The organism is Stutzerimonas stutzeri, from assembly GCF_024448985.1.
In the GTDB taxonomy this organism is placed as follows: domain Bacteria; phylum Pseudomonadota; class Gammaproteobacteria; order Pseudomonadales; family Pseudomonadaceae; genus Stutzerimonas; species Stutzerimonas stutzeri_AP.
Genome location: NZ_JAMOII010000001.1, coordinates 560580 through 584671, shown reverse-complemented (window position 1 = coordinate 584671; position 24092 = coordinate 560580). Strand labels below are relative to the sequence as shown.

Annotated in this window: 13 protein-coding genes; all 13 read right to left on the bottom strand. The window is 54.8% G+C overall.

Going from position 1 to position 24092, the window contains the following annotated elements:
* Window positions 1-58 precede the first annotated feature (58 nt).
* On the bottom strand, window positions 59-2071 hold the full coding sequence (locus tag NA647_RS02780) for a polysaccharide biosynthesis protein (RefSeq protein ID WP_256056288.1): 2013 nt from the start codon (window positions 2069-2071) through the stop codon (window positions 59-61).
* A gap of 77 nt (window positions 2072-2148) precedes the next feature.
* Window positions 2149-3180: an MraY family glycosyltransferase gene (locus tag NA647_RS02775; RefSeq protein WP_256056287.1), complete on the bottom strand. Its 1032-nt coding sequence runs from the start codon at window positions 3178-3180 to the stop codon at window positions 2149-2151.
* A gap of 264 nt (window positions 3181-3444) precedes the next feature.
* A complete protein-coding gene (locus NA647_RS02770) occupies window positions 3445-4422 on the bottom strand; it encodes a UDP-glucose 4-epimerase family protein (RefSeq protein WP_256056286.1) in 978 nt (325 codons plus the stop codon).
* Window positions 4422-5612, bottom strand: coding sequence for a glycosyltransferase family 4 protein (locus NA647_RS02765; protein WP_256056285.1), 1191 nt, complete (start codon window positions 5610-5612; stop codon window positions 4422-4424). The genes NA647_RS02770 and NA647_RS02765 overlap by 1 nt, the downstream gene beginning before the upstream one ends.
* Window positions 5613-5625: 13 nt before the next feature.
* Entirely contained in the window at window positions 5626-6864 is a 1239-nt protein-coding gene (locus NA647_RS02760; RefSeq protein WP_256056317.1) for a glycosyltransferase family 4 protein, read from the bottom strand.
* Between the two features lie 148 nt (window positions 6865-7012).
* Window positions 7013-8692 (bottom strand): heparinase II/III domain-containing protein, encoded by a 1680-nt coding sequence (locus NA647_RS02755; protein WP_256056284.1) that lies wholly within the window; start codon window positions 8690-8692, stop codon window positions 7013-7015.
* A 154-nt stretch (window positions 8693-8846) separates the two neighbouring features.
* A complete protein-coding gene (locus tag NA647_RS02750) occupies window positions 8847-10592 on the bottom strand; it encodes a hypothetical protein (RefSeq protein WP_256056283.1) in 1746 nt (581 codons plus the stop codon).
* A gap of 48 nt (window positions 10593-10640) precedes the next feature.
* Complete coding sequence (locus tag NA647_RS02745; RefSeq protein ID WP_256056282.1) at window positions 10641-11078, bottom strand: hypothetical protein; 438 nt, start codon at window positions 11076-11078, stop codon at window positions 10641-10643.
* Between the two features lie 139 nt (window positions 11079-11217).
* Window positions 11218-14145 (bottom strand): DUF6270 domain-containing protein, encoded by a 2928-nt coding sequence (locus tag NA647_RS02740; RefSeq protein ID WP_256056281.1) that lies wholly within the window; start codon window positions 14143-14145, stop codon window positions 11218-11220.
* 318 nt (window positions 14146-14463) lie between these two features.
* Window positions 14464-20070, bottom strand: a complete 5607-nt coding sequence (locus NA647_RS02735) for an FkbM family methyltransferase (protein ID WP_256056280.1) — start codon at window positions 20068-20070, stop codon at window positions 14464-14466.
* Window positions 20070-21317, bottom strand: a complete 1248-nt coding sequence (wecC, locus tag NA647_RS02730) for a UDP-N-acetyl-D-mannosamine dehydrogenase (protein WP_256056279.1) — start codon at window positions 21315-21317, stop codon at window positions 20070-20072. The genes NA647_RS02735 and wecC overlap by 1 nt, the downstream gene beginning before the upstream one ends.
* 2 nt (window positions 21318-21319) lie before the next feature.
* Complete coding sequence (wecB, locus tag NA647_RS02725; protein WP_256056278.1) at window positions 21320-22450, bottom strand: non-hydrolyzing UDP-N-acetylglucosamine 2-epimerase; 1131 nt, start codon at window positions 22448-22450, stop codon at window positions 21320-21322.
* Between the two features lie 32 nt (window positions 22451-22482).
* Window positions 22483-23967, bottom strand: a complete 1485-nt coding sequence (locus NA647_RS02720; RefSeq protein ID WP_256056277.1) for an MBL fold metallo-hydrolase RNA specificity domain-containing protein — start codon at window positions 23965-23967, stop codon at window positions 22483-22485.
* Window positions 23968-24092: the final 125 nt, after the last annotated feature.

The following is a 24092-nucleotide window of genomic DNA, read 5'->3' as shown; positions in this document are numbered from 1 at the left end:
CCCTCGGGGCGAAGCTTTTGCTTTCAGGTTGAAGCTATCGCCAAAACCCAGCTCCCCGCTACTCCGTCGGCCCCACTTTCCGCTGCTGATAAATCAGATCAACGATTTCACCTTCAGGCACATAACCACTCACTACCTCACGCAGCAATACCCGAACCTGCGGATAGTCATCCTGCTCGACAGCTTTGAGCAGTTTCGCCAGCGCACTACGCAGCGCATCCCAAGTGAAGTACTCCTCATCGGCGCGCATGATCATCGGATGCTCGGTAGGGCTCACGTTGTCGCCGATCAGCAGCTCCTCATACAGCTTCTCACCCGGCCGCAGCCCGGTGAACTCGATCTCAATGTCACCGTGAGGATTTTTCTCCGAAAGAATGCTAAGGCCCGATAGGCGAATTAGCTTCTCAGCCAGTTGAGCGATCAGCACCGGTTGCCCCATGTCCAGCACGAATACGTCACCGCCCTGCCCCATCGAACCCGCTTGAATCACCAGCTGCGCCGCTTCGGGGATGGTCATGAAGTAACGTGTAATCTTGGGATGAGTAACCGTCACTGGCCCACCAGCACGAATTTGCTCATAAAACCGTGGGATTACCGAACCAGACGAACCCAGGACATTACCAAAGCGAACCATGGTGAAGCGGGTCTTGTTGACATGATGAACTCCTTCTTCGGCAGCGAAAAGAACCGGTGCGGTCTCACGACTCAGGGCCTGCAAAATCATTTCGGCCACGCGCTTGGTGCTGCCCATAACATTGGTAGGCCGAACCGCCTTATCGGTTGAGATAAGCACGAAATTCGAGACGCCAGCCTGAATTGCCGCCTGCGCCGTATAGAGCGTTCCAAACGTATTGTTCAGCACCCCTTCGGCAATGTTGTGCTCAACCATCGGGACGTGCTTGTAGGCAGCAGCGTGATAGACGGAGTTAACCTTCCAGGTGCGCATGACATCAATCATGCGAATGCCGTTTCGAATTGAGCCGAGAATTGGCACCAGCCGCACCGGAAGCGACTCACGCTCGGCCCTACTTCCCAGCTCACTATGGATACGGTAGAGGTTGAACTCGCAGTGCTCAAAAAGGAGCAAGGTTCTTGGCTTAGTACGAATGATCTGACGGCATAGCTCACTGCCGATAGAGCCACCAGCGCCAGTCACCAATACGACTTGGTCTCGAATGCAATGCTCGAAGAGTTGCTGACGTGCGGGTACCGCATCACGCCCTAGCAAGTCAGCGATATCGACTTCCTGCAGATCCTCTACCTTTACTCTGCCACTCGCCAGATCCATGAAACCCGGCACGCTTCGTACATGCAGCGGAAACGGTTCCAGACTTTCCAGCACCTCGCGTCTGCGCGCACGAGATGCGGAGGGAATGGCCAGGAGAATTTGTTGTGCAGCCGTCTCGTTAATGAGTTGTTGAATGTGTTTTGGCTTGTAGACCCGAAGTCCCGAGATGGTCCTATTTGCGATATTCGGATCGTCATCAATGAACGCGACCGGACGCATCGTCCTGCCCATTCGCAGTGCCGCAACCAACTGGTTGCCTGCTGCACCTGCACCATATATAGCTACACGCGCCAGACCAGCATCCGATCGTTTGAAGTTCAGAGTTTGCCCAGCCGCAAACCAGTGGCCCATAAAATATTGGCGCATGACCAACCGCAGCCCGCCAATCAGTACCAGACTCAACCACCAATAGTTCAAAACCAGAGAACGAGGAATGACCTTCGGCGCGTCCTGATACCAGTAAACGGCTAAAGAAAGCATAAGCGCTGAAAGCGTCACAGCCTTGACGATGGCCATCAGAGCATCATTGCCGAAGTAACGCATCACCGCACGATACATACCAATACGGATGAACAAGGGGATCGCGATAATCGGTGCTATAGCAAACAACCACGCATGCACACCGAAGGGATCAATCGACTTCGCATCACCCAAGCGGACCACGAACGATAACCACAGCGCCATCCATACCAGAACGACATCCGTCGAAACCTGAACGAGCCTTTTGATCCTGCGAGGTAATCGGACAAGGTGTCGACGCCACTTTTCAGCCAATCTCAACATGGCAGCACCTCATCGTAATCCCTGTTCTGTAACGAGACGCTCACGAAGCGCCTGCGCTCATCAACGCGCTACTCATGCTAGAGCCGAGTATGACCCTCATCGGAGTACCCGGCCTTCAGCCTTGCGACAATCCATACCAACGGAGCATAGGCGATCAACAGACCCAATGCCCCTTCCAAGCGCTCCAGCCCGACCATCAGCGCGATGGGCAGCAGCCACATAATGTTTATAGCCAGAACACCCAACGTCACCGGTAAGTGCGCTCCAAAGCGACGTGAAGCAACCTGATAAGCGTGGCTACGATGAGCCTCGTACACCTTGTCACCATGCAACAGGCGACGCAGCAGCGTCCAGGTCGCATCCACGATAAAAACCGCAAGTAGGATCAACCAGCACCATAAAAGTTGCGGCGCCAACCAGGCGGCCTGGATTGAAAGTACGCCGATAACGATGCCGAGAAAGCCGCTTCCCGCGTCCCCCATGAATATCCGCGCAGGTGGAAAATTCCAGAAGAGAAATCCCGCTACCGCTGTAGCCAGTAAAACAGGCACAAGTGTATCGTCCGGAAAGCCCACCAAGGCATAAATCGCTGCGGCACCAAGGCAGACGGCCAATGCCTCAACGCTCGCAATGCCATCTATTCCATCCATGAAGTTGTAAAGGTTTAGTTGCCAGACGAGCCAGATCACTGCGAACGCTTGCCCCCACCAACCAAGCTCCAGCGTTAGCCCGAACAATTCCAGCGGGGGGAGACCACCGAGCCAGAATAGAGCCCAGACTGCCGCCAGGAAATGCCCGAGCAGGCGCCAACGCGCGGGGATATGACCGTGGTCATCAAGAAACCCCTGTATCGCCACACCGCAGCCGGCGCCCCATAGAGCCAGCATTACCCCCCATGAGATCAGCCCCATCGAGGCGATAATCGGCAAAACGACGAGCAGACTGATAACGATCGCGACCCCTCCCCCCCGAGGGGTGGGTATAACGTGCGAGCTACGGGCATTGGGTATATCGATAAGATCACGGCGCAACGCGTAACGTAGCAGCGCCCAGGTCAAGAAAAACGAAGCGCCGAAAACCAGCGGTAACAACCAGAACACGGCACTCATCGTTCAACTCCATAGTTTTGCAGTCACCGATCACAGGAGCGATCGCCTCCATCGTGTTTGCTGACGCCGCGCCTTCGCAACGATGCGATGCTGGCACAAGACCTACTTGAAGCTTGAAGCCTAGGAAAGCATCGCCCCGGGTCGGGCCCACAAAAGCAGTAAAAGAGCCACAAAATCAGTGGGAGGCGCGCCCTCGCGTCCATTGCAAGCGGCAAGGCCTGCCCAACAGGTTCAAGCCGCATCGCCCCGCCCCACAGCACCCTGTCAAAGCCCCGCCACAAACGCAGCCGCCGTCGATGCCAATGCACTATCCACACTTACCGGCGGTGACCATCCCAACATGTTTCGGGTCTTCTCGATATCGATCTGCAGCGAACCGCATACGCGCTCCATCACAGCTCGCTTGCCGAGCAGAACAGCCGCACCCCGTAGCAACCCAGGCGGAACGGGGATCAACCGCGCCGGTTTTCCAAGCGCCATGCCCAGGCGACGTAACAGCTCAGTAGTCGAAAGATCTTCTCCATCGCTGAGCAGAAAAGCCTGCCCGACAGCATGTGGGTGATCCAGGCAAACCATCATCAAATCGATCAGATTATCCAGCGCTACGAGGCTACGGCAGTTTCGTATGGCACCAAGCGGCAGCGGAATGCTCCGATCAAGCCATTTCATCATGCTATGGAAATTCGCTCTGACACCCGGCCCATACACCAATGGGGGCCGCACGATAACCACTTCCAGCCCCGTCTCCGCTGCAAGTTCCCGCAGCGCCTTTTCCGCTTCCATTTTAGATATCGCATAAGGCTCAACCGGGCAAAGCGCGGCATCAGAGGTGAAAGGCTTTCCACACGATGAGCTCTCACCATGTACCTTTACCGAACTGAGAAAAACGAAGCGTTTGACCCCTGCCTGAGCGGCTGCGTTAGCCAGCTTTAACGTGCCATGCACATTGACAGCACGGAACGCCGCCAGCGGATCGGCATCCACTTCATACATCACATGAACCCGGGCCGCGCAGTGGACAACCACGTCTACGTCAGCAAACAAATCGGGAATAGGCTCGGCACCAGCCAGATCGCCCAACTCAACCCACCGCACCGCCGTATCATGCGAGTCTTCGAAAGATAACCCACCACGCTCGAACACTCTCACGGCAGCAATAATCGAGTATCCAGACTTGCTCGCCATACGTCGCACCAACGCTTTACCAACAAAGCCACTTGCCCCCGTCACCAATACCCGCATCAGTTGGCATCCTCGACGAGTTCAAGTACATCCGCAGCCATCAAGCGCATGATCCGACTACGCGCATAGCGTGCGACAAACTCCGGGCGGGGCGTCTGCTCCCGCTTCAGCCGTCGCAACGCCTCTATCGCCCCAGCACTATCACAGGGAGCGAATACTGCAGTATTGGAAATTTCAGTATGAATAAATTCGGCGGCGTAACCCGCCGCACCGGCCCATACGGGCTTGCCAGTGGCTGCGTATTCGAACACCTTTGATGGCAACACGCGGCGAAACGCCCTGAAGTCATTCAAATGCAGAAACAGCACGTCCGCCTGATGATAGAGGCTCAGTAACTGCTCTCGGGCCACCGGCTCCACCAGTTCGACATTCTCCAGCCCCCCAGCCGCTATAGCCTCTCGCAATAGCTGTAAGCGACTACCGCCACCCACAATACGAAAATGCACTTCGCCACCCAGGCACTGCGCTAGCTCAGGAACGATCCGGTGCAAACCCTGCCCATCCCCTACGTTGCCGGCATACAGAATCTGCAGCGGCCGTTCAGCACCGGTGTCGCCGCAGCCACACAACGGAAAGTCAACGAAATCTTCGTCCACACCATTCGTATACTGCGAAAAGCGCCGTTCCGGATACTTCGGTTGGAAATACCCAAGAAAGCCCGCCGTCACCAGATTCACTTTATCAGCACGCCGAATGACCCAGCGCTCCAAGGCGCCAAACCCCATCATCAATATCTTGGAAACAGGAGAAGAGAAAAGCTCACCGAGGTTTTCGACAAAGATATCGCGGATATCCAGATACAACCGGGCGCCCTGGCGATAAGCGATCCAGGCGCCAAGTACAGCTGTCATCAACCGCGAGGAGGTAGCGACAACCAGGTCATAACGTCCATCGCTGGCATGGCGCATTGCCTGATAGGCAAAAGCCACGAAAGCCACCGCCTGATCCCGAAAACCGCTGCGATGCGCGGGCAACCGAATGCGCCGAACCCGCACGTCGCCCCCGCTCTCGATAACCTGTGTTTCGCTGGCATGTTCGTGATAGCGATTGGGCTGTGTGGTAAGCACATCGACGTGTACTGCCCCGCCAGCATGTGCACGCAGCGCCTGGACCAGCGCCCGCGCGCGGAAAGAACCCGCCGAAAGATCGGGGGGATAAAAAAATGTCAGCAGCAGAATTCGTTTAGGCATTACACAGTGCTGGTCAAGCCGGAACGGGATTGGACAACACCCTCTCGTACAATGCGAGCAATTCGTGCTCCTGGCTCTCCCAGCTAAGGATCGCCGAAGCCTTGCGTGACTGAGCGGCGTAATACTGGCGCTTGCTCTTATTGGCAACCAGCTCGCGCAATGCCGCGCTCAACGCGGCACTATCGCCGGGCGGAACGAGCAGACCAAGATCATGCTCCCTGACCACCCGGCGGATCTCGGGCAGATCCGAAGCAACCACCGGCAACCCGGCCTGCACATACTCAAAAAGCTTGTTCGAATCGGTGGTGTAGTGATTCAGGCAAGTGTTCTCGATCGGCTGCACGCCGATATCAGCCGATGCGGTATAGCTCGGCAGCTCGGCCAGAGCGACCGTAGGAATGAAGCGCACTCGTTCTTCCAGCTGCAACTTAACGACGATACAACGCAGGCTGGTATCGAGCCGCCCACCGCCGATGAAGACGAAGTAAGCGTCGGATACGTCAGCGGCCACACGCGCCAACCGCTCCAACCCCCTCCCCTGCTGCACCCCGCCCTGGTAAAGGATAATCGGCCAAGGTCGAACAAGCCCCAACTCTTTGCGAATACGGTTGGAGGCTAAAAAAAACTGCTGATGTCGCGGTCGATTCTGCAGCACTACCGGACGTTCGATCCCATAAGCCCGGGCGAAAAACTTGGCGCGCGCCACCGTGGTAGTAATGGTGCCATTCGCGCGCGGCATGAGCGCCTTCTCGACCACCGCAACCAGCCTGCGGAAGCTAGAGTAGCCTTCGCGGCTGGTGCTGATTTCATGGGCGTCATACACAAGCTTCGCGCCGGAAAACACCGCAGCCAGCCAAGCGGTTGGAAGCGTATTCACGTCATGTGCATGCACGACATCGGCGCGGCAGCGTGTCAAGTGCCAGAGCAAGCCCGCATGGGTCCACAATCTTGCACATATGCGAAGCACCTGTTTGAAAGGACTCAACCGCCCAATCGGGCCGCTTGCCCCGGGCGCCGCCGTCTTGACTACCGGAGCCACCGCTGGGTCCACATGACCGTTTCCTTTGCGCCATTTCCATAGCGGACTGCGAGCAACTCGTACGACACACACCCCACTCGAAAGTACTTCACGCTCCTGCGTAACTCCAGGTGTGTGCAAGGCATGAACGGTGACCTGATGGCCCGCCGTAGATAGTGTCTCTGCTTCCTTCAGAACTCGCGCATCATTGCGGAACTCGTTCCAGACGACCATGGCCACTTGAGCCACATTACCTCCCAATAAAAGTGGCCGATAAAGGCCCTTCCTGAAATGAACCAATCAGAGACTAGAAAATGCCGAAAGGGTTCAAATGATAGAGGAAGTGCCGCGGCAAGCTCCTCGCATCGTTCACAGACCAGCCTTAATTCACATCCGAAGAGGGCTGAGTTGCTGGCACATGAAGAGCCGCCGCAGCGCTTGCCTCATCAAGGGCCGCTTCATCAAAGCCGAAAAGCGTGACAAGGCGAACCGAGCGCCCACCGGCAGTGAAGCCGAGCGCCTGACGGTCAACCATAGTCCCGTAGCCTTCCGTTACCCAGCCTTGAAGCTTCGGCTGCTTCTGGCCTCGTGGAGCAACGAGTTGCGCGCCTGAAAGGGGCCGAACCAGAACCGTACGCCCCGACGAACTCACCAACCGCATGTCACCTTCAGTATTTTCGAGCCGCCATTGCCGCGCGAAATGAAACCACTGCGTGTACTCATGCAATGTATCCCCTTGCAAAACGTCAACAATCGCAAGCCAGCGTTGAGGCGTAAACAACACCAGGCGCTCCTGCTCTATGCCCTCCTCTCGTGGTACTGCACCACGAATCAGAAAAGTCTCGCCCATGGCCCTGGCGTCCTTGATCGCCGAGCCGTAACGCGTAGCCTCTGACAGCTTCGGTGTCCTGCCATCGACCTCGACCGTGTTATGGGCAGCAGTCGAGGTGACGTAGTCGCGAAACGGACCCTTGCTATATGAATATTTACCCGCATTAGTCAATATCCGCTCGCCCTGATCAAACCACTCGAAGCTGAGATCATCAGGCAACTTATGCCCCGTCTGGAAAAACATCCCCATGAAAAACAGCATGGAGGCCTTCTGCGCCGGCACCGCCCAATCGCTGCGAACGATTGCATACCCGGACTCCTCGAAATTCCGGAGTAAATAGCAGGAGGCTTTCACGTCTCGACAACTGTCGGACGATTCAGGCCAGTCGATATTCACTGGCTTTGGCTCCGAATCGCCCACCGTCACGATCGTTTTATCAGGGTGCACCATCCATACCCTATTCTGCTCAACTCGCTCCATGAGTTCGCGGATGAAGCCGAACTGCTCGTACCAGCCGGTATCCATAAAGCGCTTGACGGTGTTGTAAACGAAGAAGTGGTACTCAGGTGCGTTTTCTAGATGCACACCCTCGGAACTGAATTGCCGTAACAGCAAATCCTGCATTTCCACCCCTACGAAATCCCGTGCACCAGCACAGGTTTCGATAGAAGGTACAACACTGCATAGCGCCATCAGCCCGTGCAGCTGGAACAGTCCATGATTACCCTTGGAAAGCAAGCGTTTGTCCATCAGGCTCTGAGCGTGTAACCACGCCAAGTGAATAAGCTTCTCCTTCCCCGCATCATCGAGCTGCACATCACCTTCGAATGCACGTTGAACAAGGTAGGCCAGTTTCATCGCCCGTAGGCCGACCGCCATGTCATACCACTGGTAGTCGCTTTTCTGCCCGCGAACTGCATGGTATTCGTACCAATCGAATACGATGCGCAACGTATCGTCCAAATAGTTGGTATTGCCACTCTGCTCCCAGGCTCCGAGAAGAGGGTCTAGCATGCGCCAAGCGTGCAGTTGATAGCGCCAGTTGCGATCCTTGAACGGATCGGCGTTCCAATCCAGTGGGAGCTGGAACGGCCAAGGGGCCACATCACGCCCCGCCGGGACGAAACCTGTTTCCCACAATTGGCGAGCCTGGGTTACCGCGCCGCGCGTAACTGCGATATTGGCGTTTCGAGCGGTAACGGATGGGGCCCGCTCGGCTTGCTTCGCCATCCCATCCCACACATCGGAAGTAGCACAGGATTGAGCCGAACGCCCACTATCGATCCACTCACATGGAGTTGGGGTGGCACCGGTCCCGTTCAAATAGATTGCGCCTGCCATTACCATTACGACAACAAACAGGCCACAAGCAGCCAATACGGACCTACGCACTGTCACCTCGTCTTCCTTTGGGAGCTTGACCATCTAAGTCGTCGTAGGCACTCAGTATTGGCTCAACAAGCTCAATCGCAGTCCGATATGCCTGGCGCTGACAAGCCTTGTCGAAAGCGAACATCAGCGCCGCCAACTCAGCGTGTTTGACGGTTATTGTGTTTAGATCGGTACGCAGGCCCTGCGCCTTTTCAAAAGCCGCCGGCAATAATGGCAGAGCCTGCTCGTTGGTAGGCCAACCAGCCCCCACTGGCTCAAGCGTCCAGAATACCCATTGCGAAGCCGAGACGACTCCATGCCTATCAATCCATAGAGCATCCTGTGGGAGATCCGGGGCAACGATCGCCAATGGCATCGCCTCAAGCCTTGACTTTATCGAGTTTAATTGGTCGACAAAACGCTGTAGCGAGAAAGTTTCGGTTTCGCACGCAAAAAGAAGAAGTCGCTCCAGAGGCTTATCGTCGAGTCTCTGCCATAGCATCGGACGTGAACGAGCATACATATCGACGAGAGAAGCTGAAGGTCGACTGTTAAACAAACCCGCTGTCACTTTCATCGCCGCATTTTTTGCTTCACGTAGAGTAACCTTATCGACCGTAGACCAATCAAAAAAATGGCAATTGAAGCTCGCGACCTGCTCAACCAAACGTATACGGGGCAAAGGCGCGGAAACTTCGCCAACGTTACCAAACAGGCTCGCTTCGTGTCGTGCCAGCGAATTACGATTCTCGCCGTACAACTTGACCAAATAACACTGCTTCGGCTCCGGCCCGATATGTATTATCCCCATTAGTATATCGGGTATTCCAGACTGCACCCAACGCACCTCTAGTGGTACCGTCACCGGCCCCGAGATACGCTCAACCAGGGGCACTAACCAGCCGGTGTAGGATTCGGGATCCGCGAGAGTCCATAGTCCGCTCGAATCTTCCGATACCACATTACCCGCATATAGATGCCCATGAAATAACAGCGCATTTAGTTGCAGTCGTTGCGAATACAAATTGGCGATGTCTCCTACGAGCGAAGTCAGACGGCGAAACAATTGCCTTACCAACAACAGTGTGACGATGGCCCAAAAAACCGAGACATTGGTACCCATTAGCACATCGAAAACGATGGCAGAAAAGATCAAAAAAAAACCGATATTGGCCAGCACACCGACCAAACGGATGAACTCACCAACCTGCTGTTCCCGCCAAACTTTGCCCAAGCGCTGAGTAATTACCAATACTAGCCATACCACTATGGTATAACTACCGGCGAATATTGCCTGCAGCGGATATATCCAGGCAAGCGCCAAGCCAGCAAACCCAAGAAATACACCACCGGCTAAAGCCTCTGCGAATCGCTGATACGCCTTGGTAAGCAATAATTCCTGATTTTCGAACAAGGCTAGCTTACGACTATTTGAAATAAGCTCACGCGCACCAAAGGACGCTAATCTGGCAATAAACCATTCAGCCAAAAGATGAACAGCAAAAAAAACTAAGGCCGCCCCACCAAGCCCTACAATAAGCACCGTCTTGCCATATGCCTGCAGGAGTTCGGGAAAATATGAGGGGATGCGCTCAGAGCCGAGCAGAATGATCACTTTTAACGGCAATAGTGCCGCCAGTAAAGAGGCAACCTGTGACGCCAGCGTGCACACCACGCCCAGACTGGTAGCCCAAGGCACGACACGAAACACCTTAAACCCGACAGAAGCAAACCAGCGCAGCGCAGACAGAACTTTCATTTCCCAGCACTCAAAAATGGCCCCTCAGTGAAGGGCCTGTACACATTATCAGATATTCTTCCAGCTTACTCTTAGTCGAGAAAAAGCCTCCATGTCATTGCTGGCCGGTACTCGCTCATAGATCATAGTAACTGGCGCAGAGCCCCCTTTTATATAGTCGACAACGAAGCTCTTCGCATCTTCACGGCGTACTTTGCGCTGATAACCGCTTTTAGCGAGTGTTGCAAAAACCGCACCCTCAACTGTCATTACATCCTCGGGAAACTCAAAGACATAACGATCAAACTTACCCTTCTCATCTTCTACCAGCACATAGCTCCGTAACTTGCCGCTAAACTGGAGGCCCGCGCCGTCAGGAAAATAAATGGCATTCTTCGAAAAGTAGTTCGCTGCCACCGGCAGTGATTTAGGCGCAGTGCTCTGGCCCGCACCCGTATCACAGCCAACTAATAAGGCCGCCGCACATAACCCTAATACTCTTTTCAACGACTCTCTCCTTTTTAGAAAATTAAACTCTGCTCCTTTTCCAAACTTCTGCACGGAGCGAAGCAACCTAACCATTTGTAAAGCCAGCCAAACTGGACTACTCCACGAGACAATGCTGCTCTGAAACTGACTAAGAAGATTAAATATCCGCGACATCTACCGCTCGAAGCTTCCAAACGATCTCACCTGTCTCCGATGGAACATCGAGGCAAATTCGCTGAACTTCCGAAAACTGCATGAATCCGCCTCCAGCGATACTTGGCACGATCTCTGATCGAATACCAGCGCTCAAAATCTCTATCTCCAACTCGTAATTTGATGCCTGATGCCTCAGACAGATAGAGCTTCCTTGTGCCGTAGCGAAGACCCCCTCACCTAGGCTAAAGACCAACTTAGCCGTCCGCTTTTTTAGCGAAGTCACTTTATCTATTACCGAAATATCGAGAGCGTCCAATCGCCCATTGACAGACCGACTTATCTCCGTTTCTTTGTATGAACAATGCCTACCTTCTATCGAGTAACAACCTTCAGCACACGCGCCAGACACAAAAGCCAATCCTGGCGAAATATCATACTCGACTCCATCTATACATATCGCATTGTGCGCGGCTGCACTTTTAAGGAAAGCCGGCTCGCTATTAGAATACTCATGCGAAAAGAAGCTAGGATCAATCAGCCACTCAACGCCATCAAAGAACAAAGTAATCGACAGGTTATCTTCATGCTTATGCGTCTTGCAGATTGACGTCGCAAACATGCATAGCATGAACGGCAAGTGTTCTTGATTGCCTTTCACCACAGCATATCCGGCCTTATCCAAGACAAGACAGAGCGGATCACTATACGGCTGCCCTCTCCGCACAGGCTCCTCAGTTGCATTCGGCAGACGGAAGGTGTCTCCATGCGTAGGACTCCTGTTATCCGGATAGCGCAGAAAATCCGACCACCTGCTCAATTCTTGGGCGACCTGGGGAATCAGCGAATCCCGCCCAGAAGCACTGGTCAAATTCCCGGCAAACTTCGCCAGGTGCTGGATACCATGGTGATAGCCGATGGAGTTTTCGACGAAAATTGCATACCCCTGATCGCGAACCAGCAGGTTCTCTAGCTGATCGGTCAGTCTGGCTACGCCTTTAGTCAACCAGCGATCGGCACACGGATAATCCACCATGATCTGCCCTGCGGCAATCAGCGCCATATCCTGGAACCAGGCATGGTTGTGATAGCGCGTAGGCTGGTGAGCGGCATAAAATGCCTCTGATTCCAGCAGATTGCCATGCTTCAAGATCGCACTTCGGAGCCGTGACATGAAGCGGAAGTCGAACGAATACTCACGCCCCACCTCATGCATGAGCAGAAAAGCCAGCAGGCGCTCAGCAGTTCCGTGATCGTACCAGGTGAACTTGATATCAGCATCGGGACTGAAATAGCTCCTGTCGAGCCAAGCAGACATGTAATCGCGTGCCGCGAATATTGCCCTCAGATCAGAGTTTTCCTTGCCATATACAATCAGCGTCCGCGCCGGGTGCATCGAATGCCACAGGTAGCGATAGGTGCCGGACTCTTCCAGGGCATCCGGGAGTGGTTGTTCAATACCCCAAGAAAGGTACTTATCGCCATTCAAGGGAAGGCGACCGTAGTCCAGGAATTCCCGCGCATGCTTCTCAAGACTTACATTGCAGTCTTTTATATAGCGAACAATGGCATCGACCACATCGTGCTTGGGCGAAGGTGCACTATTTTCTCCCCGCTGCCGGGGAAATGGGAAATCCTCTACCGAGTAGGGCAACTCTTGCCATGCAGCCCCCCACTTGCAACCAATTTGCGCACCGGCCTCGCCGGGAGTGCCCTTCACATAGAGGCGGATATCCTGAATCTGCTGGCTGGGCTCGGGCAATATCCACTTGTTCTGGAAGCCATAGATCAGATCGTCAATCGAAAAACTCAAGTCTTCCCAAGTGTCCTGCCGGGAGTTGGGCAACTTCACATGACGAAAGACACTTCCAACCGTATAGCCTATGGCCAGATACTTGATCTCCTGCCAGCCACTGATCCGGTAACAGACGGAAATGCCGTTGCCGTAAACGACAGGCTCATCTAGCAAAAGGCGCAACTCGAAACTGCCCGCCCTCCCCGAAAACTCGGAGAGCACATGGTCATCACATAATCTTGTCTTGCCCTTCCCGGCCACCTTTATATTGCTGGTTTCCTCGCCCGCAGCATCAATGAATCGACCACTCCGCACACCGAATACTGAAGACTTCTCGAGTTTGCGCTCGACAACACAACTCTCGAAGCTTGATCGATGTGCCGTGTTCTTACCAGTGGCAACACCCTCAGCGCCATCAGCCAGAACCTCCAGCACGTTGGCCAGTTTGCGATAGTAGGCCTCCACATAGTGGAATGGGCTTTTCCCCCATTTATGCTCGCAGGCACCGACCATTAGTCCCTGAGGAAACTCGAAGAACTGTTCCGGCGTGAGATCCCTCGACATCCGCGAGTAAATCTTCTCCAGAAATTCATTGGCGCGTTTGATCCCGTCGGCATCGTGGCCCGGCCGGAAATCATCGCCCGCCTCGGTTCTTTCCGCCCAAAACACCTTGTTGATACGTAGTGCCGCACGCTTGCCCAGGCTGTCCAGTTGCGCTATCAAGGCGCTCCAGCCATTTTCCCAGCATGCGTAAAACTCCTCCGAGCCCGATTTCAGGCGACGTCCACCGACCTCGCCCTTGTCCTCATAGACTTGCTTGAACTCATTCGAGAGCGTGCAAACCTTCTCGCCCTTAAGCAACAGAAGATCGAACCGCTCGTCGATCGGGTCGTAGATCAGGCAGTCGAAATCGCTAGAATCCAAGAAACCCCTGAACTCCTTATTTAAATCGGCACAAACAAGCCCACGCTGAAAAGCCGAAGTAATCTTGGAAACATCCACATCCACAACCTTGCCTTCGGCATAGGCACTGCCAAGCGAGCTCCTTGCGAAATATCGGACCAGAACGCAAGCGCCTCTATCAACAAGTTCAAACACATCGCGACTAGCGCTGCTACCAAAAATCACAAATCTCATGCAAAAACCTTTTTATAAGCTCGTACTGGCTGCGTGTCTCAAAAGACAACTTAAAACTTGTAATGACCATACGAAAACAGCATAGCAATAGTGTTTCTCATTGGTGTTCGAGCGATAGAGAGTCTCGAATCGCGTGTTTGGCAATTCATCGGAGTATCCTAAATAAGCACGGCATCTAATTGGTTATCGCAATGGACTAAGCATACGAACCGCTCCAATATACCTTGCCTAAAAAGTGGACAGGCATAGCGCTCCCCCACGCCGCACATGTACTGATTCTTTATCCGTAGGCAGTTACAGAGCCTGTTGATAATTAGTTCAATCCCAAAAAAGCTCGAGTTCCTGTTCGACGATCAGATCCGCTGCCGTTTTTTCCTCAACCCGCTTGACTGCGGCCTTCGACATGGCGCTGAACAACTGGAGATTCTCCACCAGCAGGGCAATACCTTCCGCCATCGCGGCATAATCTTCTTCGGGCGCTAGGATGGCACAACCTTCATCAGCGAACTCCGGAATGGCCGCTACGGCATTGGTCACTGGAACCAAGCCCGATGCCATAGCCTCATCCCGTGAAACCCCCTGGGTATCCATGCGGCTGGGGCAAAGGAACAAACCATAGTCCTTGTGCAGAACGGCAATTTCGCTGCGCGGCAAGAATCTACGTTCGATCTTCACATTGGGATAATTTTCCAGTGGCTTCAGCGTTTCCTCGAACAGCGGGCCCTCGCCAATCATTCGAAATTCCAATTCATGGAACCAAGGCTTCGTTGACAGCAATTCAATGGCCTTAACGCTCAGATCATTTGCATACACTGCCGATGCGTAGGGGCGTATGGACAGAATTTTCTTGCGCTGCTCAACTGGCTTCTCAATATAGTTGAACAGGACCGTGTCGATCGGATTATGTATAACTCGATAGTCCTCTTCGGAAAGCCGGAAACCAAGGTCCTCCATCACCTGCTCAGCAAAGAAGTGCGACACGAAGATCAGTTTGAGGTTGGCCGGCATTTCCTTGAGCAGACCTGACCAGAAGCTCAGCCGCTGCTCGCTCTGCAACTTGCCCACTTGCAGCTGCTCTTCGGTCTTGAAGTTGAACTGACGGCGCCACCAAGGCTGAATTTCCGCGCCATGCACCCAAACAATCACATTGAGCCGATCGACGTAGTCTTTTAGGACTTCCCACATATCAGGATCAAGGAAATGCACCAGTACGTTTCGATAACGACCTGAGTCCAACAATTTCCTGAGCGTGGACTGGGAGCCCGTAATCACGTCTATATTTTCAAACTCATGATATGTCGCTGCGTCGTCTTTACGCAGCCTGAACACGTCCACATTCACGCCACGCTCGCGATAGGCTGCCACCCGGCTATGGACGAAGCCGTTGCGGTAGAGATCCTCATAACTGGGGTAGTGGTTGGTGATCAGCAAGTGCTCTGCCTGGCCCAGCATTTCAGCGGGCTGCAGATCCTTGTGGCCGAGCAGCAGGCCTTTGATTTCCGCGCAGCCGCCTTGGTATACGCGCCAGCCCATGCGGATGAAAGCAGTTTCTGGCGGTACATCCACCACCTTGTTGCGGTTGGCATGTTTGATCACGTGGCTGATACGCTGTTTCTGCGCATCGAGGAAAAGCATGACCAATTGAAGATTCAACCCGGGGGTTACATCGAGGAAGAACTTCAGCTGCTCCTTGCCACCCAGCTCCTCAGGCGTCAGGTCCCGTGCGGCGTAGATATACTCATGCTTGCCATCCTCCAGCGTGGAAGTTACCAGCCAGCCGTGCTCCTCCATCTGAAAGGAGACGTTGCTGCTTTTGCAAGGCCCGAAGGTTTCCTGCAGTTGCTGGAGGCGTATTTCCGGTACATCAATCGCACCTTGTTCGGCTGGAGCGATGCGTTCCGCGCGTGCCTGCAGCTCTTCGATGGTGAAGCCGGTGTCCAGCGAAAGGTCGTCGACGCGCTGATGAACTGCATCCATTTCGGCCGCAGCACCACCCTGGCAATAATTGAAGGGGTCGACCGCCAGTAACGAGCCTTCGCCATAGCGGCTACTCGACAAAGCTCGGCACCAATCGAAGCAGTCGAACGCGGCTAAAAGCTGGGCACGCACTACGGTACTGCGCAGCTGCAGTGAGCCAGCGTTGTGGTAGGCGCGGCCTGGCTCCAGCAATTCGATACCGGTTTCTACGTAGTTGTAGCGTGTTACCTTGCCAAAGGCATTCGCGCTGCTATAGCGCGTGGCAATGGCCATATCCAGCAGGTAGTTGGGGCCGTAGTAATCATCGGCAACCATGCCGGCCAGGAGCTCCGCATTGCCAATCACGTCGCCGATACACTTGCCTTCGAGCTCCTTGCGACGAAGGAAATGAACACGCGTGTCTTTTCCGGTGGGCTGCTGAACCTTGCGCCCCAAGACCAGGTAGAGAATGCTGCTCGTGTGGGTTTGCCGTTGGAAGTTAGCAAGGACGGCTTGCAGATGCTCCTCGCTACGCGCGTAGCCGAGGACGGCTACATCAGGCAGCGGATTGGCTACTGATGTACCGCTCACCTTGGCCACGATGTAGTTCAGGCGCTGCTCATAGGTGTGCTCAAGCATGACCTTGCGCAGGGCGGCCAGACGCAGCTTGCCGCTACTCTCTTCATCACCCGCCAGCGCTTGCAGTCGGCGCACCATTTCTTCGCCGCTGTCGGTGGTGATGACCAGGTCACCAAACATCAGGCGTACGCCACGTGAGTAGTTGCTGACGGTGACGGTATTGCAGCCCAGCAGCTCATACACGCGGCGGGCGAACATGGTCTGCGATTGCTTGATGGAGTTCAGGTTGATCGCGTAGCGATAGCCCTTGTAGGCCCGATCGATTTCCGAGAAGGGCAGCGTGCCGACAATGAATGGCTGATATTCAGCCGGGAATTGGTAGTTGGGGTCGTTCTTGCCGTAGTTGCGGTCATAGATTTCCACGGGGCGGAATTCGGGCAGCTTCGCGACGAAGTTGCCTAGATCCCGCGTCCGCTCGGGATAACGCGCATAGTAAGCACCGGCAAAGCAGAAGGCATCCTTGCGCTCGTAGAGTTCGATGGGGTTGTGGACACTGGGCTGGCAGGCGAACGGCAGGAAATAGACGCGGTCATGCCCCAATGCGGCTTTGTAACGATGGATGCAGTCCATGTCGGTGGTGAACACGAAGTCGAACTGCTTGGCCGTGGTCAGGAAGGTTTCGAAATGAACCGGGTCTTCCTTGTTCCAGAACATCGTGGGGGTGCCGCGCGTCTTGCACCAGCGCACGATCTGCTGCAATTCGCTGGCGTTGTGGCCTACCTTGCTACCCCAAAGTTCATCCTTGCCACGCCAGGCGGACTCGATGAACAGCAGCTCTGGCTGGAAATCTTCGAGTTCTGCCTGCCAGGCTGTCGGCGTGAGCTGTTGTAGCTGCGCTTCGGGCTGATAGGAGCCGAAGGTGAAATCATCCATGATGCAGGCGATCTTGAGCTGACCTTGCGCCATGCGCTGCGGCAGCAAAGCGGCGGACTGCCTGGCATCGGCGAGCACTTCTGGTTCGACTGGCCTATCGGCGGGTGCATGCTCGAAAACCTTCGGCGCTTCGATCGTGGCAGGCTGGCGGGCGCGAGATTGGCGCTGCTTGTTTGCCTGCCGATACAACCGAGCTAATGAAATTGGGAGGCGCACTAAACCGCCGAGCGATCTGGCGTTCTTTAGTTGATAGCCGAGCTGATAGGTCATGCTGGCGCGCGCCTGGATCAATCTCTGCTCGGCGACTCGGCGCTTGTCACTTTCCTTGCTGAGCTCCTGCGTCAGGGACTTGATCTGAGCCTGTTGCTGCTCCAGCGCTCGACGCAGCTCCGCCAGTTCCGCCTCGTGGCCATTACGGCGTTGCTCTTCGCTTTGTTTGTGCCCTGCTATCAATTCTTCCCGCAATTTGTTCCCCTCCCCCGTGACGCGGTCCAGCTCCAGTTCCAGCAAGGCGATCTTTGCGTTCAATTCTTCTTGTTTGTTGTTTGCCTGAAGTTCGTCGAGTCTGTCTTGTAGCTGCGCCGCATGTGTTTCAGTGCTGGCCAATACGCTTTCCAGCGCTTTTTTGGCCACCTGCTCTTCAGTGAGCTGCTGCTCGTGAGCCGCAACGAGTTCCCCACATGCTCTTTTTGCATCCTCTCTGGAGCGGTCTAACTCTGCTTCCAAGAGGGAAACTCGTTCCTTCAGCTCATGTTGTCGGTCGTTCGCTTGAAACTCATCGAGCCTTGCTTGTAGCTGCGCCGCATGTGTTTCAGTGCTGGCCAATACGCTTTCCAGCGCTTTTTTGGCCGTCTGTTCGTTGACAAGCTGCTGCTCGATCGTTTCGATATGGACTGTTGTGCTCCTGTGCTCCTGAATCAGCTTCTCGTGCTGCTCTCTTTCCTGCTCGAGCTCGGCTTCTAACAACGCTACGCCATGCTCGCGCTGCTGCAATAAACCGGCTTTGGTATCCACCCGTTGATTGAGAAGCGAAACCTGCTCGATGAACACCTTGCGTTCGCTGTTCCAGGCGTCCTGTACATTTTCCAGTTGGCGCCGGCTCTCCAGTCCGTGCTCCTGGGTAGCCTCCAGGAGCTCCCGGATGGACTGCCCGTTGCGCAGCTCTTCGTCATATTGAGCCTTGAATCGTTCCAGCTCTTCGCTGAGCGCGTCATAAGCGGCGCGCAGCTCGGCACTGTGCTCGCGATGCACGGCTAGCTCTGCGACCTGCTGCGTAGCCAGTTGCTCACGCTCGGCTAGATTTTTTTCCAGCAGGCTGCTACGAGCGCGCTCGGACTCCAGCGCCCGTCTGGCCTCGGCGAGTTGCGCCCCGAGTTCCTGTTCATGCGCCCGCCCTCGGGCCTTCTCGGCAGCGATGTCTGTCATTGTCGACGCGAGTTCATCGAGTCTTGCGGTGTATTCCCGCTCTGCCTGATGCAGGCGCTGGCGCATCTGTTCGACATCCTGCCGGGCCGCTTCAAGTTCCTGCTGCCGCTCGCTCAACTTCACCTTTAGCTCTTGTTGGCGCGTGTCACTGCTGTGAAGCTGCTCCTTCAATACATCGATTCGCTGGCAGGCTTCACGATACTTCTGGTTGGCGTTGGCAAGGTTGTCACGCGTTGTTTTCAGCAGCTGTGCGTTCTGGTAGTTCGCTAGAACGTCATGGTGTTGAAGCCGTGCGAGGCGCATGTCGAGCGAAACGCTCTCTGCTGGCCGGAAGAGATGTGTCGGAGTGGCGTTAAATGTATCCCAGTACACGTAACCGTGGCTTTCCATCCAAGTGGAAATGGTTTTGTAGTGGTCCGCATTTATGCACTCGACATAGATAAGCGGCCGGTCTTTTTCTATCAATCCTACAGCGCCTTCCAGCACTGGCAGCTCCATGCCCTCCACATCGACCTTGATCAACCTCACGCGCCCAGGTAGTTCAAGCTCATCGAGCGCAACGATACGAATATCGCCCTCGCCTACTTCGATGCTCTGCCCGCCGAGGTTCTCTTCCATTAGCGCGGCGAAGTGTCCTTTACCTGCCGTATGCCCTACTCCATAGGGCATCAGCGTCACGCGCTCACTTAATTGATTGATTTCCACGCTGCGACGCATTGCCTCGATCAGCGAGGAATTGGGCTCAAAGCTGACTACTTTGCATTCTGCTATCGCGGCGAGATAAAGAGTGTGATTACCGATGTTCGCGCCAACGTCCAGCACCAAGTCCCCTGCGGATACGTTTGCCTGTATGTCCTGGAGCATTTCCAGCTCATAAGGCTGGAGTTCGGTGCTTATCTTTTTCTGTATGTAGTCAATATCGGCGTTAGGCAAATAGATACTGTAGTGCTTGGTTCCGATAGACAAAGCAACCACTTTGCCCTGTTGTTGCTCGCCGTTAAACGGATGTTCGTGCAAAGTGGTTGCCATCATTAGAGCCCTTGATTCAATACGCCGCAGAAGTCCAAACAGGCTTTGCTCTTGAGCTGCTCGGAGTCTTTAAACTGTTTATGGGCTACGAGGATCGCAACGAGGGCATTACCTTCTTCGGCGAGGCATTCCTCGAAGCCGACCAGGCTGCAGCGCCCACTATCGAGACCGGACGGAAGCTCCTGAATGTTGGGTTCGACGAGCTTGACTGTAAAACCGGCAGCGAGCAGGCGGCGAATGATTCCCATGGACGGGCTTTCACGAAGGTCGTCGATATCCGGCTTAAATGCGGCGCCCAGGCAGTAGACGGTATCGTTGCTACGTGCTTTTGCATGTTGTGATATCTGCTCGACTACCAGATCCGGCTTGCTGTCGTTGACGACGCGTGCGGTGCGGATCAACCGGGCTTCTCTTGGTGATTGCGCCACGATGAACCACGGATCAACCGCGATACAATGGCCGCCTACGCCGGGCCCAGGTTGGAGGATATTCACCCGTGGATGACGGTTCGCGAGGCGGATCAGCTCCCAGACGTTAATTTCGAGTTTTTCGCAGATGATGGAGAGCTCATTGGCAAATGCGATATTGACGTCACGGAAGCTGTTTTCGGTGAGCTTGCACATCTCGGCTGTGCGGGCGTTCGTAATGATGCATTCGCCCTCCACAAAGGTCTTGTAGAGCGCGGCGGCAGCTGCGGAGCATTTGGCGGTCAATCCCCCAATAATGCGGTCGTTCTCGACCAGCTCACGCAGTACGTGGCCAGGTAAGACACGCTCGGGACAGTGAGCGATGCGCACATCTGAATTTTCGCCTTGCGTCTGCGGAAAACTCAGATCCGGCCGAGCCTCAGCCAACCAAGCAGCCATCTGCTCGGTCGCACCTACGGGTGAGGTGGACTCCAGAATGACCAGATCCCCTTTCTTCAGCACTGGCGCAATGGCCTTGCTGGCAGATTCGATGTAAGAAAGGTCCGGCTCATGATCGCCCTTGAATGGCGTGGGCACGGCGATCAGAAAGGCGTCGGCAGGCTCCGGCTTGGTAGTAGCGCGAAGATAACCCTCAGTGACGGCGGCGTGCACGACCATATCCAGATCAGGCTCGACGATGTGAATCTCGCCGCGGTTAATGGTCGTAACCGCGTGTTCGTTTACATCGACACCGATGACTTTTTTCTTGCGGGCAGCGAAAACCGCTGCGGTCGGCAGCCCAATATAGCCAAGACCAATGACAGAGATAGTTTCAAAGTTCATTTTCAGTTCTTCTTGAGTTGCGAAAGTGTTTCGAGAATGCGTGCGCACGCGAGGCCATCGCCGTAGGGGTTGTGGGCGAAGCTCATTTCACGGTAAGCCTCGTCGTCAGTCAGAAGCTTTCTGAGATTGCTCGTCAGCGCTTCTACCTGAGTGCCGACCAGTTTCACGGTGCCGGCCTCTACTGCTTCTGGGCGCTCGGTAGTGTCACGCATCACGAGGACAGGCTTGCCCAGCGAGGGGGCTTCTTCTTGTATGCCACCTGAGTCGGTGAGAATCAGGTAAGAGCGGTTCATTAGATAAACAAACGGCAGGTAGTCCAACGGTTCGATTAAGTGAATATTGTCGATGCCAGCAAGAAGGCGGTTTACAGGCTCTCTTACATTCGGATTCAGGTGAACGGGATAGACGATCTCAACATCAGGAAAGGCCTTTGCCGTATCTGCCAATGCTTGGCAGATACGCTCGAAGCCGCCACCAAAGCTCTCACGGCGGTGTCCGGTGACTAGCACTAGGCGGCTATCTGCACGCAAGAAGGCGAACTGCTCCTGAAAACGCTGCTGCAACTCGGTGTCTTTGTCGAGTTTTGCAACGACCTGCAGGAGCGCATCGATGACCGTATTGCCGGTAACTTCGATGCCGCTTGTGATGCCTTCACGCAGCAGATTCTGACGAGAGGTTTCGGTTGGGGCGAAGTGGATGGCAGCCAATGCTCCCGTCAACTTGCGATTCCCCTCTTCCGGCCATGGCGAATAAATATTGCCGGTGCGCAACCCTGCCTCGACATGAGCGACAGATATTTGATGGTAATAAGCCGCTACCGTGGTAGCGAAAGTAGTGGCGGTATCGCCATGAACCAGCACAACGTCGGGTTTGAATTCTGCGAAGACTCGCTTCATACCTTGCAGGATGGCGCTAGTGACGTCGGTAAGGTCTTGGCCGGGCTTCATGATATTCAGGTCGAAGTCTGGTTCGAGCTCAAATAATTCAAGCACCTGGTCGAGCATCTGGCGATGTTGGCCAGTTACGCAAACCTTGGCATCGAAACGCGCGTCTGCGCTCAATGAAAGAGCCAAGGGCGCCATTTTGATTGCTTCGGGACGTGTGCCGAACACACAGAGGGTTTTGACTGTCATACCGTATCCATAGTTTGAGTCGGCGCAACGCCTTACTGCGGGATTGTGAGCTGCAACGCTTGTTGCTTGCCTTGATAGAAAGCATCAAGCCTTTCGGCTAATGCCTGTTTCGCCTTTTGTTCACCGTGAACGATGCGAATATGGGATGGCTTTCTCCGCATCCCGGTTACAAACCTGACTAAGCCATCCTGATCGGCATGCGCCGAATAACCGCCAATGGTTGCAATACCTGCCCGTATATCGAAACGTTCACTATCGAGATCGACATAGCCACCAGTCGGGCCATAGGCCTGAATCGCCCGACCTGGCGTGCCTGCCGCTTGATAGCCGACGAACAAGACGTTGTGCCTTTTATCGCCCAGCATGGCTTTCAAGTAATTGACGATACGGCCACTTGAGCACATGCCATTACCAGCAATTACGACTGCCGGACGAGCGGTATGTGTAAGGTGCTCGACCATGCGCATGTGTGCGCTATGGCTATCGACTGTTATCAATTGCTCGAAGCCCAGTGGACGGCGGCCGGATTGTACACGCTTGAGCGCCTCTTGATTCCAGAAGGGCTGCAGTTGTCGATAGGCTGCAGTGAAGCGGCTGGCTAGGGGGGAGTCAAGGATGATTGGGAGTTCGGGCCAGTTGGCTTCTACATTAGACGTCTGAGCGCTGCCGTCATGTCCCCTCGCCCTAGCCCTCTCCCCAGAACGGAGAGGAGACTTGGTTTGTGCGAGATGGATGATCTCTTCTAGCTCATATAGCAATTCTTGGGTTCGGCCTATGCTGAACGCAGGGATCAGCACTGTGCCGTTGTCTTCGAGCGCTTGCTCGATAACACGCTCCAGGCGCTGCCGCCGGGTGCGGCGGTTCTCGTGTTGGCGATTGCCGTAGGTACTTTCGATAACGAGAATATCCGCGCAGTGAGGTGGCTTGGGCGCCGGCAATAACGGTGCATGTGGCGCACCAAGGTCACCGGAAAATACAACCCGCTTCTTTTCGCCAGTTTTCGGATAAGTCAGATCAAACTCGACATACGCCGAACCGAGGATATGCCCAGCTCGCTGCAAGCGGATACGGCAAACAAGATCGTCTGCGTCGCGCAAGTTGAACCACGTGTTGTAGGGCAAGGCGATGATGCGTTGCTCGATCAGCTTTATATAGCGCTCAACCTGCTTCTGGTCGCGGCTGACGCCGAGCTTGAACGCATCCTCCAGCACGATAGGCAACAACTTGGCGGAGGGTTCGCTGCAGAGAATCGGACCTTCGAATCCAGCGGCGAGCAGATATGGGATTCGGCCAACGTGATCGATGTGAACATGCGTTGCGATCAGTGCCCGCACGGTACCCAGCGGGAAATCAATTTCCAGGCTACCCTGCCCTGCTCTTCCGTCACTGGAAACATCGGCACCCTGGAACAGGCCACAATCGATCAGGTAGCTGTTGGCCGCATCGGCATGTAGTTCATGGCACGAGCCGGTCACGCCGTTGACGGCTCCGTGGTGAGTGATTTGCGGATATGTCATCGGTTAGTTCCTTTAACCTGGCAATGTGAGAGGCGTCTCAAAAACGGCGGCATTCTGCCACGCGCTTACCCTCACACCAAGTGCGGACTTAAAAATAAAGGATTGTCCGAGGAACTTTTCGACGA